Source organism: Vibrio rumoiensis (assembly GCF_002218045.2).
Lineage (GTDB): Bacteria > Pseudomonadota > Gammaproteobacteria > Enterobacterales > Vibrionaceae > Vibrio > Vibrio rumoiensis.
Genome location: NZ_AP018685.1, coordinates 2,107,922 through 2,123,521 on the forward strand (window position 1 = coordinate 2,107,922; position 15,600 = coordinate 2,123,521).

Annotated in this window: 12 protein-coding genes; 4 read left to right on the forward strand and 8 right to left on the reverse strand. The window is 41.1% G+C overall.

What is annotated here, in order from left to right; translation table 11 throughout:
• Positions 1 to 20 precede the first annotated feature (20 nt).
• The 3 genes from queA to VRUMOI_RS09695 all read right to left on the reverse strand — a co-directional run bounded on the left by queA (position 21) and on the right by VRUMOI_RS09695 (position 3,363).
• On the reverse strand, positions 21 to 1,073 hold the full coding sequence (gene queA / locus VRUMOI_RS09685) for a tRNA preQ1(34) S-adenosylmethionine ribosyltransferase-isomerase QueA (RefSeq protein WP_089139435.1): 1,053 nt from the start codon (positions 1,071 to 1,073) through the stop codon (positions 21 to 23).
• A 356-nt stretch (positions 1,074 to 1,429) separates the two neighbouring features.
• Positions 1,430 to 2,338 carry a hydrogen peroxide-inducible genes activator gene (locus VRUMOI_RS09690; RefSeq protein ID WP_089139466.1) on the reverse strand — a complete coding sequence of 303 codons (909 nt, stop codon included), beginning with the start codon at positions 2,336 to 2,338 and terminating at the stop codon, positions 1,430 to 1,432.
• Positions 2,338 to 3,363: an IS630 family transposase gene (locus VRUMOI_RS09695; protein ID WP_110410610.1), complete on the reverse strand. Its 1,026-nt coding sequence runs from the start codon at positions 3,361 to 3,363 to the stop codon at positions 2,338 to 2,340. Before VRUMOI_RS09695 ends, VRUMOI_RS09690 begins: the two co-directional genes overlap by 1 nt.
• 266 nt (positions 3,364 to 3,629) lie before the next feature.
• On the opposite strand from VRUMOI_RS09695, the gene VRUMOI_RS09700 reads away from it, so the two are divergent.
• Together VRUMOI_RS09700 and VRUMOI_RS09705 are read left to right on the forward strand one after the other, a co-directional pair.
• Positions 3,630 to 4,241 carry a peroxiredoxin C gene (locus VRUMOI_RS09700; protein ID WP_089139898.1) on the forward strand — a complete coding sequence of 204 codons (612 nt, stop codon included), beginning with the start codon at positions 3,630 to 3,632 and terminating at the stop codon, positions 4,239 to 4,241.
• A 120-nt stretch (positions 4,242 to 4,361) separates the two neighbouring features.
• Positions 4,362 to 5,105, forward strand: a complete 744-nt coding sequence (locus VRUMOI_RS09705) for a copper homeostasis protein CutC (RefSeq protein WP_089139897.1) — start codon at positions 4,362 to 4,364, stop codon at positions 5,103 to 5,105.
• An 82-nt stretch (positions 5,106 to 5,187) separates the two neighbouring features.
• Here the strand turns inward: VRUMOI_RS09705 and phoU are convergent, their stop codons facing one another.
• Genes phoU through VRUMOI_RS09725 form a run of 4 tightly spaced genes read right to left on the reverse strand, consistent with a single transcriptional unit; the run spans position 5,188 to position 10,710 of the window.
• Positions 5,188 to 5,886 (reverse strand): phosphate signaling complex protein PhoU, encoded by a 699-nt coding sequence (phoU, locus tag VRUMOI_RS09710; RefSeq protein WP_089139896.1) that lies wholly within the window; start codon positions 5,884 to 5,886, stop codon positions 5,188 to 5,190.
• Between the two features lie 29 nt (positions 5,887 to 5,915).
• Entirely contained in the window at positions 5,916 to 6,734 is an 819-nt protein-coding gene (pstB, locus tag VRUMOI_RS09715) for a phosphate ABC transporter ATP-binding protein PstB (protein ID WP_089139895.1), read from the reverse strand.
• Position 6,735: 1 nt separating this feature from the next.
• A complete protein-coding gene (gene pstA, locus VRUMOI_RS09720; protein ID WP_089139894.1) occupies positions 6,736 to 8,397 on the reverse strand; it encodes a phosphate ABC transporter permease PstA in 1,662 nt (553 codons plus the stop codon).
• Between the two features lie 27 nt (positions 8,398 to 8,424).
• Positions 8,425 to 10,710, reverse strand: coding sequence for an ABC transporter permease subunit (locus VRUMOI_RS09725; protein ID WP_089139893.1), 2,286 nt, complete (start codon positions 10,708 to 10,710; stop codon positions 8,425 to 8,427).
• 214 nt (positions 10,711 to 10,924) lie between these two features.
• Here VRUMOI_RS09725 and ppk1 point away from each other — a divergent pair, with 214 nt between their 5' ends.
• Together ppk1 and ppx are read left to right on the forward strand one after the other, a co-directional pair.
• The gene (gene ppk1 / locus VRUMOI_RS09730) at positions 10,925 to 13,000 is read left to right on the forward strand and encodes a polyphosphate kinase 1 (RefSeq protein ID WP_089139892.1); all 2,076 of its coding nucleotides are present in this window, start codon (positions 10,925 to 10,927) and stop codon (positions 12,998 to 13,000) included.
• A 13-nt stretch (positions 13,001 to 13,013) separates the two neighbouring features.
• Positions 13,014 to 14,555, forward strand: a complete 1,542-nt coding sequence (gene ppx / locus VRUMOI_RS09735) for an exopolyphosphatase (protein ID WP_089139891.1) — start codon at positions 13,014 to 13,016, stop codon at positions 14,553 to 14,555.
• Positions 14,556 to 14,636: 81 nt separating this feature from the next.
• Here ppx and VRUMOI_RS09740 read toward each other — a convergent pair whose 3' ends face one another.
• Positions 14,637 to 15,599 (reverse strand): PstS family phosphate ABC transporter substrate-binding protein, encoded by a 963-nt coding sequence (locus tag VRUMOI_RS09740; protein ID WP_107922922.1) that lies wholly within the window; start codon positions 15,597 to 15,599, stop codon positions 14,637 to 14,639.
• Between the last annotated feature and the right edge of the window lies 1 nt (position 15,600).

Sequence of the window (15,600 nt, forward strand, 5' to 3'; positions counted from 1 at the left end):
TTGAGTAACGAAATTCGAAATCACGAATTACGCTTAGTAACAAACATCGCATCACCATAACTGAAGAAGCGATATTCTTTATTTACTGCATGTTGATAAGCGTTCATCACATGCTCATAACCAGCAAAAGCACTCACCAACATGATGAGTGTCGATTCTGGTAAATGGAAATTGGTGATCAATACATCCACTAATTGATATTGATAACCTGGGTAGATAAAGATTTCAGTATCACCAAAAAATGGAACGAGATCAGTGCCCTTTTGTTTAGCATCTTGAGCCGCACTTTCAAGTGAACGAACCGATGTAGTACCCACCGCAACAATTCTACCGCCACGTGCTTTGGTAGCGGCAATCGCATCCACCACTTCTTGTGGTACTTCGACATATTCAGAGTGCATGTGATGGTCATTAATGTTATCAACACGAACTGGTTGAAAAGTCCCGGCCCCAACATGGAGAGTCACGTAAGCAAACTCGACACCTTTGGCTTTAATTCTATCTAAAAGTTCATTATCAAAATGCAACCCCGCAGTTGGCGCAGCAACCGCCCCTGGTTTCTGGTTGTAGACAGTTTGATAGCGCTCTTTATCGGCATCTTCATCAGGACGATCAATGTAAGGAGGAAGAGGCATGTGGCCAATTTCATTCAGAATATCAAATACCCCTTTTTCATTATCAAAATGAATTTCAAATAAGGCGTCATGACGTGCGACCATCTTGGCTTGATATTCATCATTATCGCCTAAAAAGAGTACATTGCCTGGTTTTGGTGATTTAGAAGCTCGTACATGAGCAAGAATAGAATGCTCATCTAAAACTCGCTCAACTAACACTTCAATTTTACCGCCAGATTCCTTACGACCGAAAACGCGCGCCGGGATCACTCGGGTGTTATTAAAAACGACTAAATCGCCCGGTTGAACTAAATCCAGTACATCCGTAAATTTCCCATCATGTAACTCACCACTACTGCCATCTAACTGTAATAGTCGGCTTGCGGTACGCTGTGGTTGAGGGTAACGAGCTATCAGCTCATCAGGAAGTTCGAAGTCAAAATCAGATACTTGCATGAAGGGTCACTTTTTTAAGGCTAAACAATTATTCAATTTGGATATTAGCGGTCTATAAATCAGGCGCTAGTATATACCCAAGTGAGTTCAAGATGCGAGTTTCAACAAGAATAAAACAAGCTTTAAGTAAGGCAAATTGAATAGGATTAAAGTGATTCTATCTCTGTTCAATTTAACGCCGCAGAAAGCTTGTTTTAACTTGCCCTTGGAGAACTTAATCCAAACCTTTATGCCACATCAGATTGGTTTGAAATGTGCTTATTCCTTCACCAACATTCCTTATCTAAAGGTTTGAATGATTGATCTGAATTCTGAATCTTGAAGCCATTTGGGGATAGGCGGTGAAACGGCTTGGATCAAAGTAAGCCTTCGACAACATCGGCTAATGTTTCAAAGGTCGCGATACGATTCGAGCTCGGGCGCCAAATTAAGCCAATTTTACGGTAAGCACTTTTACCTGGGGGCTCAATTACAACAATGTTTTGGTTATCAACTAAACCATGATCTATCGCCATTTGAGGAATAAAAGTGGTACCCAACCCATTGGCGACCATTTGTACTAAAGTATGCAAACTGGTGGCGGAAAATGGGTTAATTTTTTCCTTCTTAGTTAACTTACATGCCGATACCGCGTGTTCAGTTAAACAATGCTCATTTTCCAGTAAGAATACCGATTCATCGGGTAAATCATCGTAACGGATAGGAATGCGAATTGCGCCAGCTTGTTCACGGCTAATGATCATCCTAAACGGATCTTGCCCCACAATACGGCATTCCATTCCATCAATCTCAACAGGCATGGCAAGAATCAACACATCTAGATCACCATTACGTAACGCTTTTAATAAGTTACTGGTGGTATCTTCCCGCAGTAATAAGGTCAATTGTGGAAAGCGCAGGTTAATCTCTTGCACTAAATCACCCAGTAAAAATGGTGCAATTGTCGGTATACAACCAACACGTAGTTGACCGTGCATCGTATTCCCTTGGCACAACGACCCTAGCTCCAATAAATCTTGGCTTTTGGCTAGCAGTTCACGACCTTGCTTGATCACTTGTTTACCTGCAAGCGTAAACACTAATGGCCCTTTTTTATCTTTTTTCTCATACAGTGGGCACCCAACTAACGCTTCAAGATTCTGAATGCCTTTACTTAGTGTTGATTGGCTAACAAAACAACGTTCGGCTGCCTCACTAAAGTGACGGGTTTCATAAAGCGTCACTAAATAATGTAACTGTTTTAAACTTGGCCATTTATACCCAATCAACTTGAAGTTGCAGGTTTCAATACTTGAAAGTTATCATTAATTCGAGACATTAGTGAACTTGCAACTTCAGGTAAAGTCACATCAAAAAATGTATCGATGGCACCCTTAAAGGATGCCTTTGTGGGGAAATATACATTGTTTCTTGCATGTTCATGCATCACCTTCCACAGTCGCTCAATTGGGTTTAAATTGGGGCTGTAAGGAGGCAAATAATGAAGCTCAATATTCAGCATGGTTGCAAAGTCTTTGACTAACTGGCTACGGTGATAGCCTGCACCATCTAAAACAATGTGTACTTTTTGTTCTAATGGGTAATGTTCTTTCTTAAGTTTCCAAAGGAAACGAGCAATATTCTCACTGTTTACCGTGTCGTAATTTTCAACAACCGTGGCTGAAATATTATTTAAGTTTAAAGCACCAATGTAATTTAACCGAGTACGGCTACCCGTGGTTTCAATCACTTTATCTTCACCTTTACGGATCCAGCCGTAAGTGATTTTGGTCGCTTGGCTTGGATGCACAGCATCCATAAATAAGATAGGCTCGCCGCGTTGTTTCAGTTCACGATAATATTCAATGAAAGCGTGTTGAGCTTCAGGGTTAAACTTATGAGGAACACCTTTAGGTTGTTTGTAAGAAAAACCATTGTGATGTAGCCATTTGTTCATACCAGCAACCGTATAGGTGACCTGAAATTCAGACTGAACGTAATCAACAATTTGATGAGTATGAAAGTAAGTATTCTCAGCGAGGTGCTCAATAAGCGCCATTGTTTCCGCTGCATTGAGCTTACTCTGAGAACCGCCATTTTCTGGTGTGAGTTTTTCAGATTTCAAGTAATCATTGATATGACGAGTAACGGTAGTTTCATGAATTCGCAAAGCTTGCGAAATCATAGAATTTGACCAACCTTCAGACGCAAGCAAGACCGCTTTAATGCGGTCGCGCACTCGACCATCACGCGCAGAGTCATGCATTCGTTCGAGCTGTTTCTTCTTCTGGTTGGATAATTCTATTTTCATGTTTGTTAGCATGATCCTGTTAAAAGATAAAATCAAGCATCTTCAATGATCACGGGTATAGTCATATTAAATTTCGATAAAGTTGTGGGGAAATCATGTTGTGATCACAAATTAGAGATAATCGCTTTTTTCGATAAAGTTAATCGGTTTATTTCGCTTTTTTTCATACTACAACTTGTACTATAGTTTGTCTTGTTGAAACAAAACTCAGACACAGAAGTTTGAGTGTTGATTTTTATATCAAAGAAAAATTTAGGAGCAATAAAATGGTACTAGTAGGTCGTCAAGCCCCAGATTTCACAGCAGCAGCAGTTCTAGGTAACGGTGAAATTGTTGATTCATTCAACTTTGCAGAGTTCACTAAAGGCAAGAAAGCCGTTGTTTTCTTCTACCCTCTAGACTTCACATTCGTTTGCCCATCAGAGCTAATCGCTTTTGACAAGCGTTTCGAAGACTTCCAAGCGAAAGGCGTTGAAGTAATCGGTGTTTCTATCGATTCACAATTCTCACACAACGCATGGCGTAACACTGCTATCGCAGACGGCGGTATCGGTCACGTTCAATACCCTCTAGTTGCTGACGTTAAACACGAAATCGTTAAAGCATACGATGTTGAGCACCCAGAAGCAGGCGTTGCTTTCCGTGGTTCTTTCCTAATCGACGAAGACGGTCTTGTACGTCACCAAGTCGTTAACGATCTTCCTCTAGGTCGTAACATTGATGAAATGCTACGTATGGTTGACGCACTAAACTTCCACCAAAAACACGGTGAAGTTTGCCCAGCACAGTGGGAAGAAGGTAAAGCTGGTATGGACGCATCTCCAAAAGGTGTTGCTTCATTCCTATCTGAGCACTCAGATGACCTAGGCAAAAAATAATTTAGCCTAAACCGTTTTTATTGAGCCCCGCCATTGTGCGGGGCTTTTTTATGATTAACACTTCAACAGTATTTCAAATGTGTTCTACAATGCCCTATTGCCTGTTATCCGAGACCTATCATGATCATTGAATTAGAAGTTTGTATTGATAATTTAGAATCCCTACACCTTGCCATTGAAGGCGGCGCAACTCGTATTGAACTATGCTCATCACTTGCGTTAGGTGGCTTAACCCCTAGCTATGGTTTTATGAAAAAAGCGGCTCAGCACTCCACGGTTCCGGTTTATGCCATGATAAGAGCCCGACAAGGTGACTTTCTATATAGTGAACACGATGTTGAGTCTATGATAGAAGATGTACTGTGTGCCAAACAAGCAGGATTACAAGGTATTGTAATTGGCGCACTTACCGCAGAAGGTGATATTGATAAAGCGATTTGTCAGCGTCTTATCAAAGCGGCTTCAGGTATGGGCGTTACTTTTCATAGAGCTATTGATCAATGCCGAGATCCTAAGCAAGCATTAGAAGATATCGCGGAGCTAGGTTGTGAGCGTATATTAACGTCAGGGCTGGCAAGCACCGCAGAACAAGGCGTTAACGTTATCGCGGAAATGGTTGAACAAGCTCAAGGGCGATTTTCGATCATGGCGGGCGCCGGTGTCAACATGGATAATGCGGCACAAATAATCAAGCAAACAGGCATTCTCGAGATTCACCTTTCAGGAAAAACCACTCGACCTAGTCACATGAAACTGCACGCTGATAGAGCAAAAATGGGGGCCGATTCAGTCGACGACTTTGCCATTCCGGTAACCAGTAAACAAACCATTGAAGCGGTGAAGCAAGCGATCACTTGTATTTAAAAAATTGGTATTTCAGACTAACATTCCAATCTAATAAAAATGGCGACCTCAATTGGTCGCCATTTTAGTGGTAAAGAGTGTCCTATTCTTTAACTAGAGAGTCTAGGTAATCTTTATCATGACGAACATCTTTACCTTGTACGAAATAAATAATGTATTCACAAATGTTTTGGCAGCGGTCGCCAACTCTTTCTATCGATTGAGCGCAAGCAACAATCTGCATTACTTTTGGAATTGAGTCGGGGTCTTGCATCATAAAGTTCATCATCAGCTTTTGGACTTTTTTGTGCTCCGCATCCAACTTATCATCCATACGATACACTTTAGCCGCGCCCTGAACATCCATACGAGCAAAAGCATCGAGCACTTGGTGCAGCATATTCACCGCCATTCTCCCAAAAGCTTCGACTGCAACAATCAAGGTTTCTTGTTTTGGGGCAAACGCTTCTTGTGCAACATAACTCAACTTAGTCGCCACATCGCCAATGCGTTCCAGATCAGAAATGGTTTTAATGATCGCCATCACCAAACGTAAATCTTTCGCGGTAGGCTGCCTTTTGGCAATGATGCGAGTACAAGCTTCATCAATCGCCACTTCCATTTGATTCACTTTCTCATCATTACGCTTTACCTTAGAGGCTAATTGAGAATCGTGTTTATACAGCGCGTGTAATGCGAGAGAAAGCTGCTCTTCAACTAAACCGCCCATCGCCAATACATGAGTACGAATAGACTCAAGTTCAACATTAAACTGCCCTGAAATATGACGACCAAATTGCATGCTATTTTAAGTCCTTATTCATCCGTCACTTAACCGTATCGGCCAGTTATATAATCTTCGGTTTTCTTCATTTTTGGCGAAGTGAAAATTGAATCGGTATCGCTATATTCCACCAGCTGGCCCATATGTACAAAAGCGGTGTGATCACTCACTCTGGCCGCTTGCTGCATATTATGCGTCACAATCACCACGGTATATTTGTTTTTTAATTCAGAGATCAACTCTTCAATCGTCAACGTCGAAATAGGATCCAACGCTGATGTAGGTTCATCTAATAATAATACTTCTGGTTCTATCGCTATTGCGCGAGCAATCACTAAGCGTTGTTGTTGACCACCAGATAATCCAAAAGCATTTTCATGTAGGCGATCTTTGACTTCTTTCCATAATGCCGCCGCACGTAATGAACGTTCAACAGCATCATCTAAAGAACGAGAGTCTTTGATACCCTGTAAACGTAATCCATAAACCACATTTTCATAAATCGATTTAGGAAAAGGGTTAGGACGCTGAAACACCATTCCTACCCGCCGACGTAAGCTCGCAACATCGACATTAGGATGATAGATATTATTGCCATTGAGATGCACGCCACCTTCAACCCGACAACCATCAACCAAATCATTCATACGGTTAATGCAACGCAACAAGGTCGATTTACCACAACCAGAAGGCCCAATAAAAGCGGTCACTTGACCTTTAGGGATCCGCATAGTGATGTCTTTCAAGGCTTGATTTTTGTGGTAGAACAAATTCAGATCTTCAATAGAAATCGACGTTTGCTTTTCCGTCAAATTATGAACATCTAAAGGTGCTGCGTATCCAAGAGCCGAATGAATCGAAAACATATTAATCGTTTCCTAATATTTTAAACTTTTCACGTAAGTTATTACGGATCATGATAGCGGTAATATTGAGCCCGACAACAACGGTTATCAATAAAAATGACGTCGCGAATACTAAAGGTCTCGCCGCTTCAATATTCGGCGTTTGAAAACCAACATCATAAATATGGAAGCCTAAATGCATAAACTTCCTTTCTAAATGAAGGTAAGGGAAATCACCATCAACCGGTAAATTTGAAGCCAATTTCACGACGCCTACCAACATTAAAGGTGCGACTTCTCCTGCCGCCCTAGCAACCGCTAAAATTAATCCGGTCATTATCGCAGGACTCACCATAGGTAAAACAATCCGCCATAACGTTTCAAACTTGGTTGCCCCTAACGCATAAGAACCATGTCGAGCCGAATTCGGTACCCGAGCTAATCCTTCTTCGGTTGCAACAATGACGACTGGCAATGTTAATATCGCTAGCGTCATCGCAGACCAAAGCAACCCTGGAGTACCAAAAGTGGGCGTAGGCAAGGAATCAGAATAAAAAAGCTCATCAATGGAGTTACCAAGCGTATAAACAAAGAAGCCCAGACCAAATACGCCATAAACAATTGAAGGAACCCCTGCAAGGTTAACAACCGAAATTCGAATCAAGCGAGTTAGCATCGTATCTCTTGCATATTCATGTAAATAAACAGCGGCAATAACCCCCAGAGGCATCACGACTACCGACATAATAATAACCAATAATACGGTACCAAAAATCGCTGGGAACACCCCACCTTCCGAATTAGATTCTCTTGGGTTATCCAAGATAAACTTCATCACTTGCTTGCCCCAATGCTGAATTTTTTCTTTCCAATTCATCGCATTTGGATACCAAGCATCCAATAATGAATCTAAAGGCAGAGCGATCACTTCACCTCTCATATCTTTTACTAATACCCGTTGAGAGGATAACTGCTGCTGTAAGGTTAATATCTTTTTTTCTGCGGCATTAAATCGAGTTTCTAGTGTCTTCTGCTGTAATTGAAATGCTTTTAAAGCTTCTGGATTAACTTGGCCTTTGTTCTGTTTTAACCGCTGCTCATTTCGTAAACTATCCAACTGCTTGGTTGCTGAATACAATTCTCCCTGCAAGATTTCATCTATCTGATCTCTCACTGCATTACCATCTTGTAACGCGATTTCAATATGCGTAGCTAAAGAACCTCGATAGGTTTTATTTTGTGACTCAAATGCGATCGGTTGACCAAAGAAATCCCCCCCTCGCGTGCGCTCAAATACCGCAAGATCGGATGGTGTCTCTTGATGATGTAAATCCATCGCTAATACTGAAATAAAATCCTGTGAATAAATATCTCGATTGGCCACTTTGATGGATAAGCGCGCTACTTGACCAGCTGAAACTGCTGATTCGGGCCATTGCCTGCTTTGTTCGGATAATTGATCAAGTGAAACATAATCTCGTTGATAGACTTGCCCTATCAAACGTTGCCCTTGTGAATCTTGCCATTGATACAACGGCGCAGGCCAAAAGTATACGAGTCCTTTCCAACCAATAAGCAGCAATAGGCCTAATACCGAAATAAGGCTAATGCTCACCGCGCCAGCGGTTAACCACACCCAAGGATTTCCTGATTTAATCCAGCTGAATCGATACTGACTTATCATGATTGACCCTTGGCCATCGATATTGAGCTATAACGCACTGTATTTATCCCTTAAACGCTGACGTATCAGCTCAGCTATCGAGTTGACGACAAAGGTAAAAATAAACAATAAGAAAGCCGATAAAAATAATAACCGAAAATGGGAGCTACCAACCTCTGACTCTGGCATCTCTATGGCAATATTGGCTGATAAAGTGCGCATTCCTTCAAAAATGTTCCAATCCATCACCGGAGTATTACCGGTTGCCATTAACACAATCATGGTTTCACCGACAGCACGTCCAAGCCCCATCATCACCGCTGAGAAGATTCCTGGCGATGCTGTCACTAAAACGACCGTAGTTAAACATTGCCACGGGGTCGCACCAAGCGCACTCGCACCATCGGATAAATGCTTGGGGACCGAGAAGATGGCATCTTCAGCAATCGTAAAAATGGTAGGGATGACCGCAAAGCCCATCGCAAAACCGACAATTAACGCATTTCTTTGATCAAAGTCGATTCCCATATTGGCCATGAATAATCGAACATCACCACCAAATAACCAATGTTCCAAATAGTGGCCATAGCTAAATATTAACCACGCAAAGCCGATAACCACGGGAACTAAAAATAATGCTATCCAACCTTGGTATTCACCGAGATCTGTGGATTTTCGAACTGATTGCCACACCAATGCTGCAAGTAAAATAACCACCGGCAGTAACAAAATAAATAATACGGTGTTTAATAAATTTAACTCAACGATCGGTGCTAACCATAAACCCGCCAGAAAACCGATAATCACCGTTGGTAACGCCTCCATTAATTCAATCGTCGGCTTAACGTAACGGCGCATTGTTGGTGTCATAAAGTACGCAGTATAAATGGCACCACAAATAGAAATCGGCACAGCAAAAATCATAGCAAATAACGCTGATTTTAAAGTACCAAAAGCGATAGGCACGAGACTGAACTTCGCTTCAAAATCATTACTAGCGGCAGTTGATTGCCAGATAAATTCGGGCTCAGGATAGCCCTCATACCACACTTTTTTCCACAAAGAGGTAAACGAAATATCAGGATGAGGATTGATCACACTAAACAATGAAAATTTATCTTGAAAAGCCGTTAATAAAAAACGTTCATTTGACGATGTCGCAGCGGCAATCGGTGGCTGAGCTGAAATTTGTTTAGAAATCACTTTATCGTCAGAAGTTGTATAAAAATTATCGACATGGCCAGAACGGTCAAAAAGAAAGAAACCTTTACGATAAAAATCAGGCAAAACCAAAGCTACATCGACTTTTCTACCAGAATCAAAATCGCGTATTTGAGTAAAATGGCGCTCACCATTTTTTAATACATCAAACCATTGTGAGACAGTGCCATTCAATTGGGTAACTAAAATCGAATTCGCCCCAGACAATAAATCTAATTTAACACCTGTCACGGTTGATTGTGTTTTTTTCCCCTCTTGTGTACTCGATAACAGCACGCTTTCTCTAAGTTTAAAACTATCTTTTTCTCGCTTAAATACACTCAATCTATCCGGGTATAAAACATATAACGTCTGACCATCAGGGGTGACGGCGAAATCTTTCATTCCTGAAGAAATTTCAGGTAAAACTAAGCGAGATAACGTCCACTTAGGGTCTGTATTCGCATCCCCAAACTGCGTTTGTTTTTTATAGCTAACGGCTTGCCACTTATCATTCAAATTAACCCCCACAAAAATGGCATTGTTACTTTGAATGGCGAAATCAAACTGTCGAATAGCGACGCCCTTGTCATCAAGCATGACAGGGCTTTGCATAAAGGCTTGTAAACGAGGGGAAGGTTGACGTCCATCAGACGTGAAAACCGTCGAAAATTTAGGTTGAACAGGATAGATATTGCCACCAGCATCGGCATAAGCATACCAACGGGAACTCACCATTGCAGATTTAAAGGCAACCGGGTTGTCAACCACTTGAGTGATTGATAATGGCTTCGCTGTAAGTGTACTTTTCAAGGCGTTATCTTTGCTTTTCTCTAATGATGAAAAAATCACCTTTCCATCATCGGTAAAGCGAAAAACCGTATTTGCAGTATCATCAACACCAACTGCTAAGGTTTTATTTTCCATGGTTGAATCGTTAAGTGAATACTCACCCTTTGATATTATAGAAGCAGGAGAAAATATTGGAGCTATCACCACAACTAGATAAAAAATCAATAAAAGCAAAGCGATAAGTACACTAATACCTCCCAGTTTAATCACCGAGCTTGCAAAGCGATCCGTCAGCCAGCGCCTTTTATCTCGTTGTTGAAAGAAAGTATCGACTTGAGCCATGTTCCACATTACCTTTTTTTATTGATGCCATAATATGTCGATTGTGTGACAGTTTCATTACTATACTTTGATTTGTATTTGATTTTACTACTATTGCTTTTTTATATAAGGCACATTGAAATAAAAATGTCATACAAAACCACTAACGTAATAATTCCATGAGGTAAAGCACGCCACATTCCCCCTGCGCAACAAATACAAGCTGGATGATAAAATGAGCTCAGAAAAACTCTACATAGAAAAAGAACTTAGTTGGTTATCTTTTAACGAACGCGTTTTACAAGAAGCGGCCGATAAAACGGTTCCACTGATTGAGCGTGTACGCTTTTTAGGGATTTTTTCTAGTAATTTAGATGAGTTTTATAAAGTTCGCTTTGCTGATGTTAAACGCCGCATTTTAATCAGCCAAGAAAGTGGCAGCAACGATAGCCCGAAACATCTATTGACTAAGATGCAATCAAAAGTATTGAAGCTCAATCAAAGATTTGATGAACTTTATAATGAATTGATCTTAGAAATGGCTCGACGCCGTATATTTTTGGTCAATGAATCTCAACTCCAAGAAAGCCAACAAAAATGGATCAAAAAATATTTTCATCGTGAAGTGCTTCCCCATATCACGCCATTTCTGATGAATAAAGATACCGATGTACTCAGCTTCTTAAAAGATGAACATTCCTACCTTACCGCTGAAATCATCCATAAAGATCAAAAAAATTATGCCTTGATCGATATTCCTACCGATCATATTCCTCGTTTCATCATGGTTCCTGAGCAGAAAGGCAAACGGCGTAAAACGATCATCTTGCTTGATAATATTATTCGTTTTTGCCTTGATGATATTTTCAAAGGCTTCTTTGAATACGATGAGCTAAATAGTTACACCATGACCATGACTCGTGATGCCGAATACGATTTACGCCATGAGGTTGAACATAGCTTGTTAGAGCAAATGTCCGAGGGGGTAAACCAGCGCCTTACCGCCATGCCGGTGCGACTCGTCTATCAACGCGATATGCCCGAAGACCTGCTGAAATATTTATGTGAAAAGCTAAATATGAGTAGTTACGATAGTCTAATTCCAGGTGGACGTTACCATAACTTTAAAGACTTCACCGGCTTTCCAAACGTTGGGCGAGACTATTTAGAGAACAAACCATTAGCGCCATTAAAATGTGCTGATTTTGATGGCTATCCTAACAGTTTTGAAGCGATTAGCGCTCAAGATATTCTACTGTACTACCCTTATCACACCTTTGATCATATTACTGAATTAGTACGACAAGCTTCTTTTGATCCTAAGGTGATCAGTATCAAAATCAATATTTATCGGGTGGCTAAAAACTCCAAACTGATGAACTCCTTAATGGATGCCGTGCATAACAAAAAGAAAGTTACCGTGGTGGTTGAGTTACAAGCTCGTTTTGATGAAGAAGCGAATATTGAATGGGCCAAGCTACTGACCGATGCAGGCGTGCATGTGATCTTTGGTGCCCCTGGCCTAAAAATACATTCAAAACTGCTACTTATTACTCGTAGAGAAGACGATGAGTTAAAACGCTATGTACATATTGGCACCGGTAACTTTCACGAAAATACTGCACGTATATACACCGATTTCGCGCTATTAACGGCCGATCCTCAATTAACCGCGGAAGTGCGTAATGTCTTTGGCTATATAGAGAACCCATATCGCCCAGTGCGCTTTACTCAACTTATGGTGTCACCGCGTAATGCTCGACAACAAATTTATAAGTTAATCGACAGTGAAATCGCGATAGCGAAAGAAGGTCGTTCTGCCGGTATCACCTTAAAAGTAAACAACCTTGTCGATAAAGGCCTTGTCAATAAGCTCTATGGCGCGAGCAATGCTGGCGTTAAAATTCGCATGATCGTTCGAGGGATGTGTTCATTAGTACCCGGTATTGAAGGCGTGAGTGACAATATATCCATCATCAGCATCATTGATCGTTTTTTAGAACACCCTAGAGTCGTAGTGACCGAAAACGATGGTGACCCTAAGGTTTATATTTCTTCCGCCGACTGGATGACCCGTAATTTAGATTATCGAATTGAAGTGGCGACTCCAATCCATTCACCAAGACTCAAACAACGAATTATTGATATTCTCAACATTCACTTTATTGATACGGTAAAAGCCAGACGCATTGATAAAGAAATGAGCAACACTTATGTCCCACGCGGTAATCGAAAAAAAATCCGCTCACAAATTGCTATTTATGATTATTTGAAGCAAATTGAAAGAAAGGCTCGCTTAAAAACAGAGTAATTAATAGGTGTTTATGAATTTAGCAACCGAACCAAACATTCGTCACATAGCTGCGATAGATTTAGGCTCAAATAGTTTTCACATGGTAGTGGCCAAAGTCACCGATCATGATTTACAAATTGTGAGTCGACATAAGCAACGAGTGCGCTTAGCTGATGGTTTGGATGAACATATGAACCTCGATAATTCAGCCATACAACGCGGTTTAGATTGCCTCGCCATGTTTGCAGAACGCATACAAGATTTTGATGCGGATAACGTTAGAATTGCGGCAACCCACACACTTCGCCAAGCCAATAACGCCCATATTTTTCTCTCTCGAGCACGCCATGTGCTGCCCTTTCCAATTGAAGTGATCGCAGGCGAAGAAGAAGCTCGTTTAATCTATTTAGGCGTTGCTCATACTCAACCTGAGTGGGAGAAAAAGTTTGTTGTCGATATCGGTGGTGGCAGTACCGAGATGATCATTGGCTCTGGCTTTGAACCACAATTGCTCAACAGTAAGCAACTAGGTTGCGTGAGTTATACCAACAAATTTTTCAATAATGGAAAGCTATCAAAAAAGAATTTCTCGAAAGCCATCTTAGCCGCTGAGCAAAAATTAGAAGCCTTGAGTAAACCCTATAAAAAACTCGGCTGGGATGCGGTACTCGGGTCTTCTGGCACCATTAAAGCTATCAGAGAAGTCCTTATTGGGATGGGACACGAAGATGGCATTATTACTCTAGATCGTTTGCAACAGTTGGTTGAAGAGCTTTGTAAACTCGATCAAATTGATGACATAAAACTCGAAAATTTAACCGATGAACGAAAACCGGTGTTTGCTGCAGGCGTCGCGATTTTATTAGCTATATTTGAGTCGTTTAGTATCAAGCAAATGTACTTCTCCGACGGAGCATTACGTGAAGGGCTAATGTATGAAATGGAAGCGCGATTCCAACGCTCTGACATTCGTATGCGTACAGCAGAAAATTTAGCAGATAAGCATCAAGTGGATGTGAGCCACGCAAAAAATGTACGCCGCCAAGCCGAGCGTTTTCTCAAACAAGTTGGCCCAACGCTAGAGATAAAATCTAAGAGTGAACTTGGTAGCTTGTTAACTTGGGGAGCACTATTGCATGAAGTGGGTTTAAGCATTAGCTATAAAGGCTTTCATCGCCACTCTGCCTATATTCTTCAGCACACCAATATGCCGGGATTTAACCAAGAACAACAACAGGTTCTTGCGGCACTAGTCCGCTTTCAACGTAAAGCACTTAAACTGCAAGAAATGCCGGAATTAACCATTTATAAGAAAAAGCAAGTTTTACCTCTTATCGCCATACTTCGCTTAGCTATCGTCGTGAATGGACAAAGAAAAGAAGAAAATGAGCTACCTAAATTAACGCTTTCCGTGGTAGAGAATACGCTTAACAGTGAAGACGAGAATGTGTGTCAAGAATGGAAACTGACTTGCGAAGATAAATCGTGGTTAGAAACCAATCGATTATTACAGGCCGATTTAGAAACTGAGCAACAATATTGGAAGAATGCTGGCTGGCATTTAAGCTTTTAGTTTTAGCACCATGGCATAAAAAACATCTCAAACCTTAATATGCCGTTAAAGATATTGAGGTTTGATTATTCATATCGCTCGTTACAATAATCCTACTTTTTGTAGTTGAGCACTAGCAAGCTCTCGCGACAAGGCCACATAGCCATCTTTTTCAACTCCCATTTGCCCTTGCTTGGAATAAATAAACCTTAAAAACTCTGCTTGAGGTTTAGGCAGAGGTTTTAAGGGATTCTTATGAACATACACATATAAATAGCGTGCTAACGGATATTGTCCATTAAGAATATTTTCTCGACTTGGACTAATATAGTCTTCACCTTTTCGAGCGATCGGGATCAGTTTTGCTTTAGAGACCTGATAACCAACACCAGAATAACCAATACTATTTATGGATGACGCAACCGATTGTACCACCGATGCGGAACCAGGTTGCTCATTCACTTGTCGTTTGAAGTCACCTTCACATAAAGCATGTTGCTTGAAGTAACCATAGGTACCAGAGACAGAATTACGACCAAAGAGCTGGAATCCTAACTTAGCCCACTCGGTATTAATACCTAATTGCTGCCATTTATTTAATGACGTTGTCGCACCACACTTCAACGTAGATGAAAAAATCGCATCAACTTGTTCAAAATTAAGCCCCTTAATTGGGTTGTCCTTGTGAACAAAAATACCAATCGCATCAATAGCCACTTTTAGCTGTATTGGCGGGTAGCCATATTGTCTCTCAAAAGCTTCTATCTCTTTGGCTTTCATTGGGCGACTCATAGGGCCAAACTGAGAGGTCCCTTCCGTTAAAGCCGTTGGGGCGGTCGATGATCCTGATGCTTGCAATTGCATATTAATATTTGGATAAATATGTTGGAACTCTTGAGCCCAAAGAGAAACTAATGTGGCCAAAGTATCCGAACCAACTGACGAGATGGTTCCGGACATTCCTGATACCTTATGGTAATAATCAAGCTCATCGGTATCTGTCCCTGCCGCAAAACTAGGCATGGAAAACACAATAGCAAAATAAACAACCAAAGCGTTACGCATT